Genomic DNA, 15,600 nt, shown 5'->3' with positions numbered 1-15,600 from the left:
CCTCCCCCCACGAAAGGTGAACCAATGAGAATATTGTCTTAGTTATTGTCTATATAATTGTGACAGTGCCAGTGGTTTCTGTTGGTGGCGTGGACAATGCGGCGAAATTCCACCGATTAGGCGGAATATGACCGATTAATAAGCACATACGCTTTAGTTTTAACCTTACACGCGTACAGTATTGCTAACGCTAACGAGTCGCGTGTGTTGCGAATTTGACCCATTTTTGCCCGAGAGGATAACGGCGATGCCTGCCACCGACATCTATACAACAACTGACATGTCCGCTGCTGAGATTCAGGCGCTTATCAATTCGGCAGCCCCAGGCGCGACGATTCACCTTGAAGCTGGCACATACAAGTTTTCGGAAACGCTTGTTATCGACAGAAGCGATATTTCCTTGGTCGGTGCGGGCGCAGAAAAGACAGTTATCTACGCCGCAAAAAGCATGGAAGACGTGCCAGTCATTCAAGTCGGGCATGATGTCTTTGAACCAGAGATCATCGACATATTTAAGCTTTCAAAAGCCGTGTCAGCAGGCAGTACTAAAATCACGCTGGAATCTGGACATGATATTAGTGTCGGCGACTACATCTATATTACCCAAGAAAACACGGACGAATTTTTCAAAGAGATCGGTGATGAAAAATGGCAAAAGGATTCAGCCCTGCGCACCGTGTTGGTCGAGGTAACAAGTGTCAGCGGGAACACCGTGACCTTTGACGACGAGCTACCATTTGATTTTGATCCGGACATCACCACAGTCGAACACCGCACAATTCTAGAGGACAACACGCTTTCCGGTTTTACCGTCGCCGGAAGCTGGGGCGATGCAGACCCATCCAAGTTTTCAAATACGCTTGGTACCGCAAATGGTGCGACGGCGATCCTTGTCGCTGGAACAAGCGGTGCAGTCATCGAGGATGTTGCAGTGATGGATGCCGCGTCGCATGGGATCACGGTTGCGAACTCGACCGGGTTTGAGATGAGCGACGTCATCATCGACGGTGCGCATGACAAAGGTGCAGGCGGCAACGGTTACGGCGTTTGGATTCGCGACGTTTACAACAGCTCTTTTACTGACCTATCCATCACGGACACGCGGCACGCTGTGGTTTTCGCAAGCTATACATCGGCTGTCGGAAATACTGTCGATGTTACGAGCACAAACCGGGACATCAACTTTCACGGTGGGCTTGATCAGGACAACACTGTCACCGTTGGCGATTCGATCAGATCGGGCAATGAAATCAGTTATATGTCGCCGTCTGTCTTCTTTAACGAAGGTACGTCATACGGCGCACCAACTGACAAAAGCACAAACGACGTCACCTTTGAAAAGGTTGTCGGAACAGTGCGCGCTGACGAAGTCACCGCCTCTGATAAGGGTGCGACGATTTCATTGATGGGCGCCGCAGATATCGCACATACAGGTGCGGGCAACGATATTGTCGATATGGGAACAGGGACCGACACTGTTTACGCCTCGGACGGGATCGATACGTTTGATGGTGGCAAAGGCACTGACCAAGTTGTCTTTGAACTGCCCGAAGAAAGCTATGCCATCGCGTGGGACGGCGATACGCTTATCGTCGCAAACGGTAACAACGTGACGAAGCTCACCAATTTTGAAGTCGTCGTTTTCGCAGACACGATATACGAATTTGACGATGTTCAGGAACGTAGCGCGCCAGCACAGCCGACCCAACCGAAATGGACTGAAACGGGCGATGACGATTCATTCGAACAGGTTGATGGCGGTAGCGGCTGGCAACGCGAAACCGTGACTGGTTCGGCCACAATGGGCGAATATCTTGAAGGGCTGCTGATGATTGGTAAAAGCAATGCAGCGGCCATCGGGAACAAGTCAAACAACAGCATCTTGGGAAACATCGGCGATAACCTTATCGAGGGTGGCGCTGGCAACGACCGTATCTTTGCGCGGGCAGGAGACGATGTTGTGTTTGGTGGGGACGACGATGACTTTTTGCACGGTCAATCAGGGGACGACGTTTTAATTGGTGGCGCAGGCAAGAACACATTGGTCGGTGGCGTGGGCGCCGATACGTTCGTTGCCAACGGCGGCATCAGCACGATCATCGATTTTGATGCATCAAAAGGTGACAAGCTACAGTTCAACGCCGACACCGGCGCAACCTTTAGCGCGGCGCTCAGCAATTACCAGATGACAGGCAAGGATACCGACGGGTTCCAGTTCACCTATGCCGACGGTGACCTAACCATCAGCTACGGCGACGAAGGCACGCTGATCCTTCTCGATACGACAATCAACGATTTGTTTGTCTAAGAAGGGTATGGGGAGGGGTCGCAATAGTGTGGCACAGACAATCCTACCGAAGCTTGGTGTTGTTCATGCACCGTTTTCGGCCCGCAAGAGACTTAACTTTGTGACGAAGTCCACGACCTTTTCAGCGTTATCTGCTGCTATGTTACTGTCCGATAGGTACAACGAATTCTCAAATCCGATCCGGCATTTGCCGCCCAGTTTTACAGCGTTTTGTAGGCAGGTCATTTCTGTCGTGCCGAATGCGCAAACTGCCCAGTCTGGTGCCAGCTGTCGTTTCTGCTGCCACTCAAGAAAGGGAGTGAGTTCGGCTGGGTCAGCGGTCGAATTCGGGCTGTGGCGGCCCAGCACGTAAAGAAGTTGAAGCTGCTGGCTGGTCAGTGCCGCTGGGTCAAGCGTTTCCTCTAGAAGAAGGCAGTCGGACAGGTCATAGAGAATGTGTTGTACGGCGATGTCTTTATGCGCGCATTCGGCGTAAAAATCGGCAGCGGTTTGGCGGCCAGTGCGCCGAATTTCACGTATCGATGCGGACACCATATTCGCCCCAGATTCCAACGCCACATGCATTTGTGTGTCAGGTTCATAGACGCCAACTGCTTCGGTCGTGATCTGAACTGCAATTTCAGGTAGCGTATTTCGCAGGGTCGAAATCAGCTCCGCGTAACGCTTTGTATCCAACAGATGATTGCCATTTTCGTCACGAATATGCGCATGAATTCCATCTGCTCCTGCCTCATAGCACGAAACAGCGCAGGCGACGATCTCATCATGCGTTAATGGCACAGCGGGGTGATCCGCTTTGCGCAATCTGGCGCCGTTTGGGGCGACCATGAGTTTTGGAAGCGACATCAAAGTATCGCCGCCAGACTGTCAGAAAGCTTACCAACCAGTTCGTCGATCTGCGCTTCGGTGCTGATGAACGGTGGCGCGAGCAAGACGTGGTCGCCGTGGTGGCCGTCAATCGTTCCGTTCATTGGATAGCAAATCAGGCCGTTTTCCATCGCTTTTGCTTTCAGGCGCGCTGCAACTCTTTTGTCAGGGTCAAACGGTGTTTTGGTGCCGCAATCGGACACGAATTCCAGTGCGCGAAACATCCCACGCCCACGGATGTCGCCAACGTGGGGGTGTTGACCAAATTCGGCGTGTAGTGCTTTTTCGAAATACTTGCCCATCGTGGCGGATCGCTTGGTTAGCCCCCCATCTGTAAGTTTCGTTACCACAGCATTGGCTGCGGCGCAGGCGACCGGATGCCCCAAATATGTATGCCCATGCTGAAAGAACCCCGTGCCTTGTTCAATCGCGCCATAGATTTCATTTGTGCACAACATGGCGCCAATCGGCTGATACCCCGCACCAAGGCCCTTGGCGATTGTGATGATGTCGGGGGCCACATCGTCTTGTTCGCAGGCAAAGAAAGTGCCGGTCCGGCCCATCCCGCACATGACCTCATCAAGGATAAGTAGGATGCCGTACTGGTCACAAATCTCCCGGATACGTTTGAAATAGCCGGGAACAGAGGGCACCGCCCCCGCCGTTGCACCGACTACAGGTTCTGCCAAGAATCCAATGACCGTTTCTGGACCAAGCCGTAGCAGTTCAGTTTCAAGTTCGTTCGCGACCCGCAAGCCATAGTCCTCGGCGCTCTCGCCTTCGGCACGGCCGCGGTATTCGTAGCACGGGGCGATATGACTGGCTGAAACCATCACTGGATCGAAGGGTTCGCGCCGCCACATGTTACCCCCCGTCCCAAGCGCCCCGAGCGTGTTGCCATGATAACTTTGGCGCCGTGATATGAATTTGGTACGTTTGGGCTGGCCAATCTCAAGCATATACTGCCGGGAAAGCTTTAAGGCGGCTTCAACCGCTTCTGACCCGCCGGACACAAGATACACGCGGTCGATTCCCTCTGGTGCGTGCTTTATCAAACGGGTTGCGAGCGCCTCGGCCGGTTCAGAGGTTAAGAAACCCGTATGAGCGAAATCCAAAGAATCGAGCTGTGATTTAATCGCTGCTATTACGTCGGGGTCGCTGTGTCCAAGGCACGAAACTGCCGCGCCGCCCGATCCGTCAAGGTACGATTTGCCATTAGAATCATAAATATAGATACCCTCGCCGCGAACGGCTGTGGGCATGACCGACTTAGTATGACGTGGGAAGACATGTGACATGTAGGGCCCTGACCTCAATATGCGATGCGCTAGTGAAACAGATGATTCAAATGTTGACAACTCATGAAACAAACTCGACAGTTAACAAATATTTGCCCGGGGTCATTTTTTTGCGCCAATCATTCGAGACCAGACTGACACAAAGATATAGTGACCTTAGCGGGACACTACGGTCTGCTGCGGACTACCTTGCGAACAACCCGGTTGATACGGCCACGCGGCCCTTGCGCGCGGTTGCGCGCGACAGCGGCATTTCCCCCGCCGCATTTTCGCGGCTGGCCCGTGCGTTGGATTACAATGGTTTCGAAGAGCTGCGCGAAGAAATGCGCAAAAAGATCAACCGCCGTGTGAATAACTTTGCGGAACGGGCGGAACGTCTGCACCAGACCCATAGCGCGGATGAAACGGATTTTGTGACTGCGCATTTGGCGGCCTGCCAGCTTAACCTTCAGACCTTTGTGGATGATCTTGATCGTGCCACGCTTAATGCTGCGGTGGAACGTATTGCGCAGGCCCGCAAGGTGCTTTTGTTGGGCGCGCTCGGCTCCACCGGCGTTGTCGAATACTTGTCATACATGGCGAACTTTTGTGCCGACAACTGGGCAATGGCAAGCCGGATGGGCGCGTCGCTGGGTGCAGGCATTGTTGGCTTGGACGAAAGCGATGTGTTGATCATCGTCACTAAGCCCCCTTTTTCGGGTCAGGCGTTGCGCGCGGCCAAGCTCGCGCAAGAACAGGGTGTCTATGTTGTCTTGATTACCGACACACACACTTGCCCGGCCCTCAAACATGCGGCGGCGCAATTTATCGTGCCAACACAAAGCCCGCATTTCTATTCCTCCTACGTCGTCACCATGTTTCTTGTGGAAACCCTGATCGGGGTTCTGGTAAGCCGCTCAGTTCCGGCCGCCCGCGCAAGAATCGCCGAGGTGGAAGGTGCTAACCGGGTCCTAGCCGAAGTCTGGGATCTTTGAACGACCAGGAACATACACTCAAAGGGAGATGAAAATGTTTGCTAAACTCAAACTTACAGCCGCCGCTGCGGTGACGACAGCGATGATGGCCCCTGCGGCTTACGCAGAAGAATTCATCACTATCGGCACCGGTGGCGTCACTGGCGTTTACTATCCGACAGGCGGCGCAATTTGCCGTATGGTCAACAAAGGCCGCCGCGACCACGGCGTACGCTGCTCCGTGGAATCCACAGGCGGCTCTGTCTACAACATCAACACCATCCGCGAAGGTGAGTTGGAATTTGGTGTGGCCCAGTCTGACTGGCAGTACCACGCCTATAACGGAACATCGCGTTTCGAAGAAGCTGGCCCATTTGAAGGCCTGCGGGCTGTCTTTTCTGTCCACCCAGAGCCGTTTACCGTTGTGGCCCGTGCTGACAGTGGCATCACATCAGTCGCTGACCTAAAAGGTAAGCGTGTGAACATCGGCAACCCTGGCTCTGGTCAGCGCGGCACGATGGAAGTCCTAATGGAAGCACTTGGCTGGACAACAGACGACTTTGCTTTGGCAACCGAGCTGAAAGCAGCTGAACAGTCTGCGGCTCTGTGTGACAACCAAATCGACGCGATGGTTTACACCGTTGGTCACCCATCTGGTTCCATTCAGGAAGCGACCACAGCTTGTGATTCCGTGCTGGTAGAAGTCTCTGGTGAAGCAGTTGACGGCCTAGTGGCTGACAATCCGTTCTACCGTACTGCGACCATTCCGGGCGGCATGTACCGCGGCAACGATGCAGACACGATGACATTCGGTGTTGGCGCGACTTTCGTGACCTCTGCGGATGTGTCTGACGAAGTGGTCTACACGCTTGTCAGCGCAGTGTTTGACAACATCGACGACTTCCGCGGTCTGCACCCTGCATTCGCAAACCTTGTACCCGAAGAAATGGCGACAGCTGGCCTGTCAGCGCCACTGCACCCCGGTGCGGCTAAATACTACCGTGAAAAAGGCTGGATCGAGTAACCAGACCAATTAACATCAATCGGGGGCGGGCAACTGCCCCCGAAACTATCGCTGGCCTAATTGCCGGTAGATCTGAACGGAATGAAAACCGGACAACGGTAGTAGGGGGATATAGATGTCAACGAATGAGAACCGCGCTTTAAGCGAAGAGGAACTTCAGGAACTGGTCGCGGCCAGTGACAGCGGGTCCCGTAGTCCGACCGGAGCAGTCGGCTGGTTCATCGCAGCTGTCGCCCTCATCTGGTCGATCTTTCAAGTGCTTCTGGCATCTCCTGTCGCGCCTTATATCTTGCCCGGTGACCTTATTAACAACTCTCGCCAAATCCATTTGGCGTTTGCCATATTCCTTGCCGCGATGGCTTATCCGCTGTTCAAATCAAGCCCCCGCAACCACATCCCGTGGTATGACTGGGTGCTTGGCCTCTCTGGGGCGTTCCTCGCGCTTTATGGCTATTTCTTCTATGATAAGATCGTTGGCAATGGTGGCCTTGCAGATATGCAGGACGCCTATTTCGCACTTGCGGGCCTAATTGTCCTTTTCGTTTCATCGTACCGCGTTCTTGGCCCTGTGATGGTCATCCTCGCGTTTGTTTTCTTATTCTATGTCTTCTTCGGCTCATCCGAGGCCGTGCCAGATCAAATCCGCTGGGCCGGTGCATCGCTGCGCAAAGCAATGAGCCATATGTGGATCACGTCCGAGGGGGTCTTTGGGATCGCGCTTGGTGTGTCGACCAAGTTTGTGTTCCTGTTCGTGCTCTTTGGCGCACTGCTCGATAAGGCGGGTGCGGGTAACTACTTTATTAAGATGGCATTCGGCGCGCTTGGTCACCTTCGCGGTGGCCCTGCGAAAGCGGCGGTTGTTGGCTCTGCCGCAACTGGCCTGATCTCTGGCTCTTCTATCGCCAACGTGGTCACAACTGGCACATTCACCATACCACTGATGAAACGCGTCGGGTTTTCTGCCGAAAAGGCCGGCGCGGTCGAGGTTGCGTCATCTGTAAATGGCCAAATCATGCCACCAGTGATGGGTGCTGCCGCATTCCTGATGGTTGAATATGTCGGCATTTCTTATGTCGAGGTGATCACTCACGCGTTCCTACCCGCGATCATCAGCTACATCGCGCTAGTCTATATTGTTCACCTTGAAGCAGTGAAAACCAATATGCCGACCATCGGCAACAAGGTGGTGAACCTATTCAACACCGTGTTGGGGATGTTCGGGTTTTTCGCAGGGTTCGCGCTGTTGTGTTACGCGACGCAATACCCCGTTAGCTGGATTGTCTCGGCTTTCCCTGAAGGGTCAGGTTGGATCTTAACGGTTCTTTTGGCAGCGATCTATGTCGCATTGCTTTATCTCGCGGCTCAGGTCCCTGACCTAGAACCCGACGACCCCAATGCCCAAGTGGTCGAGCTGCCCGATGTCGCTAAAATCTACAAATCCGGTCTCTATTACCTACTGCCGATCATCGTTCTGGTTTATTTCCTAATGATCGAACGTAAATCCCCTGGGCTTTCAGCCTTCTGGGCCACCTTCTTGCTGTTCGGCATCCTATTGACGCAGAAAACGCTCAAGGCGTTCTTCCGCGGCGAAAGCAACGCAATCAGCCGTCTGCGCGATGGTCTGATGGACCTGATCGATGGCATGATTGATGGTGCTCGGAACATGATCGGAATCGGGCTTGCTACCGCCACGGCCGGTATCATTGTCGGCACCGTATCCCTGACGGGTATCGGCCAAGTCATGGCGGATTTCGTTGAATTCCTGTCCGGTGGTAACCTGATCCTAATGCTGATCTTCGTCGCGATCCTATCGTTGATCCTCGGCATGGGGCTGCCAACAACAGCCAACTATATTGTTGTGTCTTCCTTGATGGTTGGCGTGGTCATGGAGCTAGGCGCACAATCGGGGCTAGTCGTGCCACTGATCGCTGTGCACCTGTTTGTCTTCTACTTTGGGATTATGGCGGATGTAACACCTCCAGTGGGCCTTGCCAGTTTCGCCGCTGCTGCGGTGTCAGGTGGCGACGCAATCCGCACAGGGTTCATCGCCTTTTTCTACAGCCTGCGGACGGTTGCCCTGCCGTTTGTGTTCATCTTCAATACAGACCTCTTGTTGATCGATGTGACGTGGACCCAAGGGATAATCGTATTTGTGACGGCGACGGTCGGCATTTTGGTGTTCACTGCCGCCACAATGGGCTGGTTCCTGACCAAGAACCGCATTTGGGAAACAGTCGCTATGCTGGTGATCGCCTTTGCGCTGTTCAGACCCGGTTTCTTTATGAACCAGTTCCAAGCACCATATGATGAGATCGAACCGGCCTCATTTGCCCAAGCGCTTGGCGCGGCCGAGCCAGGTAGCCAGTTGCGCACAGTAATCTCTGGTCCAGACTTTGACACACTCGAAGTCAAAGACCTGACCGTGCCGCTGACCGTGCCAGACGTCGAAGGCGCCGATGCACGCCTTGATGCGCTCGGCTTCATGATCGTCCCCGAGGGAGACGTCCAGCGCCTAGACGAGCCGATGTTCGGCACCGATCTGGGGGACGCGCTGGCTTCGTTCGACTTCTACGGCGATGATCCTGTTCAAATCGCCAGCGTTCAGACCACGGCTGATCAACTCCCCAAAGAGCTGATGTTCATCCCGGCCCTGTTGTTGCTGGCGCTTATCGCTTTGCTGCAATCACGACGCGCCATCCACATCCGTGAAGGAGAAACGGCATGATCAAGACTGTCCTCTGCGCCATTGACATCAACCGCCCCCAAGAAGATGCGCACGTTCTCGTGCAGGCCAAAAAAATGGCGGATCTTGACGGTGCGCAACTCGATGTGATCGCCGTCGTTCCCGATTTCGGCGCATCACTTGTTGGTGCCTACTTCGAAGAACACCACGTCAAAACCGCCCGCGACGGCGCAGTTAAGGCACTAAACGACTTGGTACGCGGCGTGGTGGGCGACGAAGCAAACAAGAAAGTCCGACACATCGTCGCGATTGGCAGCGTCTACGAAGAGGTCCTCAAAGCCGCTAGGTTGTCCAACGCCGACTTAATCGTAATCGGCGCCCATCGGCCGGACTTAAAAGACTACCTTCTGGGTCCAAACGCCGCGCGCGTCGTACGGCATTCGAATTGTTCCGTTTATGTCGTCAGATGATCGAAGAGGTCGGACAGTTGTGTGATCTTCTCTTAAGTGCAGGTGACGATATTAGCTAACTGATCAATGTAAGGTGATTTCGTCTTACTTGGGCAAATTCCGGCCTCAAATTCTTGGGTTGCAGGCTGTTTAGACCAGCATTTGCTGCCCGATTAGGACATATGCTGCAAGTGCGGCGGTTAGGATTAGGATCATGATTGGGGCGGATCTGCCTACGGATCTTAGGTCCTCGAATGATGTTTTCATGCCGACGGCGGCGACTGCGGTTACCAGACAGGCCCGTGACACGGTGTCGGCGGATTGAATTGCCCATGCTGGTAGCCAGCCGAATGAATTCAGCCCGGCCAGTACCAAGAACCCAATGACAAAGCCGGGTATGAGCGGTACGCCTTCGGCCCCTTTGCCGGATTGTCGTAAGAACAGTGTGCCGATGAACACGACGGGCGCAAGCATCCCGACCCGGAACAGTTTCACCAGCGTGGAAATGTCACCGGTTTCGTCCGATACTGAATATCCGGCACCGACGACTTGGGCCACGTCATGGATTGTGCCACCCAGAAAGACACCGGCGGATTGGCTATCCATGCCAAGGTAGCTGATTAAAATCGGGTAGGCGATCATCGCAACCGTTGAGGCAAGCGTCACGGAAACGACGGTAAATGTCACATCGCGTTCGGTATTTTCACCCTTGGGCAAGAGCGAGGCAATCGCCATTGCTGCGGACGCCCCACAAATCGCCACAGCGCCGCCTGTCAGAAATCCAAAGGCGCGGTCGCGGCCGAATAGCGGGGCCATGATCAGCCCCAGCGCAATGGTTAAAGCCACGCCAGAGGCAACCAGCGCGACGTTCGCCAGCCCAATTTCTGCGACCATATCAACGCTAACCCGCACGCCCAGCAGTGCCACACCGACGCGCAGCACCATGCGCGATGCAAAACCGATGCCGGGGGCGGTGCGTTCTTCGGTTGATAGAAACTGGAACGGTATCCCAAGTAGGATCGCCATGAGCATAACTGGTGCACCATAGTGATCGGACAGGAACTGAGCGGCCATGGCGACCATCCCGGCGAATAGAAGGCCGGGAAAGATCGACTTTGCGTTCAGTACCATGCTGTGCCGCTTGCCTTGTCGAATAGAAATAATGCTTCGTTATTGATGGATAGATGTAAATTGTCTCCAATTTGTACGTTCGTTTGACCTGGTTGATGCACAACGATTGCCTCTCCGGTGCTGAGTTCCGCAAACAAGTAGCTTTCTGCGCCCAGCTGTTCGACCTCTGATACGCGCACGGTGATTGGGCCATCGGGGTCGATGATCAAGTCGCGGGGGCGCACGCCAAGTTCGACTGGCGTGTCTTGTGGGCCTTTGATCCGGGCCGGGTTGATGGCGACGTTTGTGTTGTCGTCCAGCTGGATTCCTTGCGGGCCAACCTTGCCTTGGAGGAAATTCATCGCAGGAGACCCGATAAAACCGGCTACAAAGCGGTTCTTTGGGTGGTTGAACAGCTCAAGCGGGGTGCCGAATTGTTCGACCTTTCCGGCGCGCAAGACTGCGATCTTATCCGCCATTGTCATGGCTTCGACCTGATCATGGGTCACGTAGATCATCGTATTCCCCAGCCGTCGGTGTAACGCCCCGATTTCGCGGCGCATGCTGACCCGCAGTTCGGCATCGAGGTTGGAAAGCGGTTCGTCGAACAAGAAGACTTTGGGTTCGCGCACAACTGCGCGCCCGATGGCGACGCGCTGCCGCTGACCGCCCGATAATTGGCCGGGCCTGCGATCAAGATAGGGATCAATTTGCAGCATCCGCGCGGCCTCAATCACGCGCTTTTCGATTTCGGGCTTTGAGGTTTTCAGGTTCTCTAGCCCGAAACTAAGGTTCTTGCGCACGGACATATGCGGGTAGAGCGCGTAGGATTGAAAAACCATTGCCAGACCGCGCTGTGCGGCGGGAATGTGGTTCACGACTTCGTTGTCGATTTCGATCTCACCGCCGGTGATGTCCTCGAGCCCCGAAATCATGCGCAGCAGCGTGGATTTACCGCAGCCGGATGGCCCAACAAAGACGCAGAATTCGCCGGTTTTGATCTCCATGTCGATCCCGTGGATTACGGGAACGTCGCCATAGGATTTGGTCACGTTTTTCAGGACAAGGTTGGTCATTATTTTAGTCCCGTATTGGCAATGCCGGTGGTGATGTATTTTTGCAGGAACACAAAGACGAGCGTCGAGGGCACAAGGCTAACCATGGTCATGGCCAGTCTGTAGTGTTCCTGCGACAGGTGTTCGCCCCGGAATTCGAGCAGGCAAAGCTGGATTGTATAGGCTTCTTTGGTGGTGGCGATGGCGACCAACGGCAGGATCAGATCGTTCCAGCGCCAGATGATCGACAGGATACCGAGTGCCGCAAGCGCCGGCATCGCAAGTGGTAGCACGATGCGCCAGTAGACTTTCCATTCGGATGCGGCGTCCATGCGGGCGGCCTCGATCAGTTCATCGGGGATCGACAGCATGTATTGGCGCAGGAGGAAAACGCCTGTTGGGGTGGCAGCGCCGGGGATGATGACCCCCCAGATAGACCCCGAAAGACCAGTAGCGTTTACCGCCTTGAACACGCCCACCAAAGTGATTGTTGGCGGCACCATGAGCGTCGCAAGGATGACGATAAAGAACGCGACTTGGCCGCGGAATTTGTATTTCGCCAGCGAAAACGCAGCCATCGAGTTGATCAGCAGCGTTAGGACCGTTGCGATCAGCGTCACCAGCACGGAATTGGTGAAACATGTCGCAAAGTTCACGTTCACCCCAAAGGCGTTGCCGGTCAGTGGATCGGAAAAGTTGTTCCATGACGGATCAATGGGCCGCCGCATTGTGATTTCAGCCGTGTTCAGGCGGACGACCTCTTCGCTGCGGTTATCGACGTAACGGGCGGGCGTGAATTCACGGGTCGCCTTGAAATTCGAGACGCCAAATTGCGTTTCTTCGCCAGTGACCGGATCCGGTGCACGCGCCAGAATTTGAAGCGTCAGCCGGGATGGCTCATATGATCCGACGCCTAAGAATTCGGACAGCAATCGCTGGTCTTCGGCGTTTAGTGCCGCGATCACCGCGTCGGCGTCGAAATCTTGTTTGGCCGTTGCTGACATAGACGGATAGCGTAGCAACCAATCGGGTAAATCTTGGGCTGCGACCAGATCACGGACCAAGGTTGGCACGTAACCCAGTTGCGACCGCAATGCGTATAATTCCCGCCCTGACCAGTCGGCTAGGAAGGCTGGGATGTCGTGGCTTGCCTGTTGTGCGTCGGACAAATCGTTCCAGTTAAGCACCCAGTCGGGCAGTTCTTGGATAAAGAAGATCTGCTTGCCATCAGGTCCGGAAACGGTTGCCCGTGCGACGCTTTCAAAACTTGATGGCAGTAGTGAAAGGTCTTGTTTTTCGAGCTGCGATGCGGACTTGAGTGAATTCAGCGCAAGCCACATCACGGGCAGGACGATGACCAAAAATCCAGTGAACAGATAGGCGTAGGTCATCCAATCAAGCCAATTGGCACGGCGTCCGCCAGCCTTGCGGGTCAGAAAGGTAACGATTGCGGTCATGGCTTGCTCGACTTCGATGAAAGGTAGACCTGAAGCAGCGACAGCATGATCAAAACGACCGCGACAAGAAGTGACGCCATTGCCGCGATCCCAAGCCCGTTGGCCGTTGGTTGCCCACGTAGACCTGAGGTTTCAAAAATGTAGCCTACCAATGACGTCCAGCGCACGGACATCGCGTAAAGTTCTTCGAATGCTTGGAATGCTTTGACCAGCGACAGCACGGTGACGACCAGCAGGGTAGGGGCCAAAAGCGGGATCGTGATCCGCGTCAGTTGCCGCCATGCCGGGGTTCCGTCCATTTCTGCGGCTTCATAGACATCACGTGGGATTGCCTGAAGCCCGGCCAACAGGATCAGCATATAGAACCCAAGATGCGCCCAAGTGTAGACGAAAACGGACCAGAACATTGTCCAAGATGGATCGGTTAGCCATTGGATCGGTTCATCCAGCCAGCCCCAGCGCATCAGCGTTTCTGATAGCACGCCTTGGCGTTTGAGGATCAGGCTCCAAAGAAAACCAACCACAACGGGCGATAGCATCACCGGGTAAAAGAACACCGCACGCCACAGGCCGCGTGCGACGATTTTGCGGTTTAGTGCCAGCGCGGAAATCAGTGCGACGGCGATCATGATCGGGACTTGGAACACAACAAAAGTGGCGGTGTCATAGACAGCGCTTAGGAATTTGTCGTCTTCGAGGTTCGCTGCGCCTGTGTCGATCTGCGTTTCAGATAGTAGGCGGCGCAGGTTATCCAACCCAGCCCATTCGCGGTCAGAAAACAGGATAGATTGCCCTTCGGTGACCGAAAATCCCATGTTGATGAACAGGGGTGCAAAGGTGAACAGCCCAAAGACGAGCATGTTCGGCAGCAAGAAAAGATAGGGCAGGCCGGTCGCCCCCGACAGCCGTTGGGTCATTTCAATGGGCCAGCCGATCGTGCTGATCAGTTGATCCCAAAAGGTGCCGGACGGGCGCAGCAGCGCCCACCCGATGATCAAATAAACTAAAAGGTAAAGCGGCCACGGCGAACCGGAAAAAGCAGCGGATAGTGCTTCGGTCATGCCGTACCCCCCCCCCTTAATTTACAGGCTACTCGGCGATTTTCGCGGCTACATCCGCATCAATCGCAGCAAGGGCTTCGTCGAGTGACATTTCACCGGTGATTGCCTTGGTCAGGTAATCAGGAACGGCGCCATAGATGACAAAGTTCTTAGGGTAGCCTTGCAGGGTGTAGGCCTGCGGTGTGGTGTCGGCAGCAACTCCAGCGTTGGCCGCAAAGACAGACAGGGCCGCCGCAACCGCAGGGGACGCGTCCGCATAGTCGATCCCAGATGCCTGAAGCCCCTGATGCGCGGTGATATTGCGCGTAGAGGCCGCAAAGCTGGCAGCGTTTTCTTCAGCGGCAAGGAAATCAATCAGCGCTGCTGCGGCTTCGGGAACGTCAGTGGACGCAAACGCAACGATGGCAGCGCCACCGGGCATCGCCCCACAGCCACCGGTGCCACATGGGGCAGGGACGGCTTTCCAGTCGAAATCGGTGATGTTGTCAGCATAGCTGTTGATCATCCAAGATCCGGACATGTGCATCGCAACGTCGCCCGATTGGAACAATGGTGCAGCGTTGCGGTATTGCGTGCCTTCGCCAGCAGGCCAGCCTTCGGCGGGCATCAGGCCAGAGACGTGCCAACCCACAAATGTTTCTGCGAAGTCGCGGAAACCAGCGTCAACAAGGATCGGTTCACCTGCATCGTCAAAGAATTTCGCGCCATAGCTGAATGCGGGGCCAGCCATGCGGTGCGCTGTCCGGTCCATCGCAAGACCTGCGGTGATCCCGGTCATTTCTTTGACTTCCATCAGGGCGGTTGCCCAATCGTCCCAGGTCGCGCCTTCGCCGGGCATTTCAACGCCTGCGTCTTCAAACAGGGTGACGTTTACATAGGGCCCGGTGACAGTCAGCTGGGTCATCCAGCCATAGATGCCGCTATCGTCGCCGCCGGGTTTACGGAACCATGGCAAGGTTGCGCCATAGCTGGATTCCCATGTTGCGCCGTCCACGTAAGGGGCCAGATCGAGGTAATATTGGTTTAAACCGCCCAAGTTGGTTACCCGGGCCACGTCTGGGGCTGCATCTGTCTGTAGCTGGTTTTCCAGCTGATCGCGGATCACGTCATAGGCGACGGTTTCCAATTTCACGGTGTGCCCGGTTTTATCAGTGAATGTAGGCAGCATGTCGGCGATCACGTCGCATTCGTTGCTATCTTGGTAGCACAGGAACGATACTTCGTCCGCGTATACACCGGATGCACCTGTCAGCATAAGCGCAGCGATTGCGCCCCTCTTTGTCGTTACCTTCATGTTTTCCTCCCTAGACATTCAGATTGTAAATTTGGTTTTGG

At 54.8% G+C, this 15,600-nt stretch carries 12 protein-coding genes; 5 read left to right on the top strand and 7 right to left on the bottom strand.

Annotated features, from left to right (window positions below):
- The first annotated feature begins 247 nt into the window (after positions 1-247).
- Positions 248-2,308: a hypothetical protein gene (locus ACHUEV_RS15860; RefSeq protein ID WP_394181572.1), complete on the top strand. Its 2,061-nt coding sequence runs from the start codon at positions 248-250 to the stop codon at positions 2,306-2,308.
- A 63-nt stretch (positions 2,309-2,371) separates the two neighbouring features.
- Here the strand turns inward: ACHUEV_RS15860 and ACHUEV_RS15855 are convergent, their stop codons facing one another.
- Positions 2,372-3,154 (bottom strand): 3-keto-5-aminohexanoate cleavage protein, encoded by a 783-nt coding sequence (locus tag ACHUEV_RS15855; RefSeq protein WP_394181570.1) that lies wholly within the window; start codon positions 3,152-3,154, stop codon positions 2,372-2,374.
- Positions 3,154-4,473 carry an aspartate aminotransferase family protein gene (locus ACHUEV_RS15850; RefSeq protein ID WP_394181568.1) on the bottom strand — a complete coding sequence of 440 codons (1,320 nt, stop codon included), beginning with the start codon at positions 4,471-4,473 and terminating at the stop codon, positions 3,154-3,156. The genes ACHUEV_RS15855 and ACHUEV_RS15850 overlap by 1 nt, the downstream gene beginning before the upstream one ends.
- Positions 4,474-4,583: 110 nt before the next feature.
- On the opposite strand from ACHUEV_RS15850, the gene ACHUEV_RS15845 reads away from it, so the two are divergent.
- The 4 genes from ACHUEV_RS15845 (at position 4,584) to ACHUEV_RS15830 (ending at position 9,603) form a co-directional block, all read left to right on the top strand.
- Positions 4,584-5,447, top strand: coding sequence for a MurR/RpiR family transcriptional regulator (locus ACHUEV_RS15845; protein WP_394181566.1), 864 nt, complete (start codon positions 4,584-4,586; stop codon positions 5,445-5,447).
- 34 nt (positions 5,448-5,481) lie between these two features.
- A complete protein-coding gene (locus tag ACHUEV_RS15840) occupies positions 5,482-6,450 on the top strand; it encodes a TAXI family TRAP transporter solute-binding subunit (protein ID WP_394181564.1) in 969 nt (322 codons plus the stop codon).
- Between the two features lie 115 nt (positions 6,451-6,565).
- On the top strand, positions 6,566-9,175 hold the full coding sequence (locus tag ACHUEV_RS15835) for a TRAP transporter permease (protein ID WP_394181562.1): 2,610 nt from the start codon (positions 6,566-6,568) through the stop codon (positions 9,173-9,175).
- A complete protein-coding gene (locus ACHUEV_RS15830; protein ID WP_394181560.1) occupies positions 9,172-9,603 on the top strand; it encodes a universal stress protein in 432 nt (143 codons plus the stop codon). Before ACHUEV_RS15835 ends, ACHUEV_RS15830 begins: the two co-directional genes overlap by 4 nt.
- 129 nt (positions 9,604-9,732) lie before the next feature.
- Here the strand turns inward: ACHUEV_RS15830 and ACHUEV_RS15825 are convergent, their stop codons facing one another.
- The 5 genes from ACHUEV_RS15825 to ACHUEV_RS15805 are packed head-to-tail and all read right to left on the bottom strand — an operon-like array spanning position 9,733 to position 15,559.
- A complete protein-coding gene (locus ACHUEV_RS15825) occupies positions 9,733-10,713 on the bottom strand; it encodes a YeiH family protein (RefSeq protein ID WP_394181558.1) in 981 nt (326 codons plus the stop codon).
- Positions 10,704-11,768, bottom strand: coding sequence for an ABC transporter ATP-binding protein (locus ACHUEV_RS15820; RefSeq protein ID WP_394181556.1), 1,065 nt, complete (start codon positions 11,766-11,768; stop codon positions 10,704-10,706). The genes ACHUEV_RS15825 and ACHUEV_RS15820 overlap by 10 nt, the downstream gene beginning before the upstream one ends.
- Positions 11,768-13,204 (bottom strand): carbohydrate ABC transporter permease, encoded by a 1,437-nt coding sequence (locus ACHUEV_RS15815; RefSeq protein ID WP_394181554.1) that lies wholly within the window; start codon positions 13,202-13,204, stop codon positions 11,768-11,770. Before ACHUEV_RS15815 ends, ACHUEV_RS15820 begins: the two co-directional genes overlap by 1 nt.
- A complete protein-coding gene (locus ACHUEV_RS15810; RefSeq protein WP_394181552.1) occupies positions 13,201-14,265 on the bottom strand; it encodes a carbohydrate ABC transporter permease in 1,065 nt (354 codons plus the stop codon). The genes ACHUEV_RS15815 and ACHUEV_RS15810 overlap by 4 nt, the downstream gene beginning before the upstream one ends.
- A gap of 28 nt (positions 14,266-14,293) precedes the next feature.
- Complete coding sequence (locus ACHUEV_RS15805) at positions 14,294-15,559, bottom strand: ABC transporter substrate-binding protein (RefSeq protein WP_394181550.1); 1,266 nt, start codon at positions 15,557-15,559, stop codon at positions 14,294-14,296.
- Between the last annotated feature and the right edge of the window lie 41 nt (positions 15,560-15,600).

Origin of the sequence: Yoonia maritima (genome assembly GCF_043641945.1) — a bacterium.
Classification (GTDB): Bacteria; Pseudomonadota; Alphaproteobacteria; order Rhodobacterales; family Rhodobacteraceae; genus Yoonia; species Yoonia maritima_B.
This window is presented reverse-complemented; position numbering and strand designations above follow the sequence as displayed.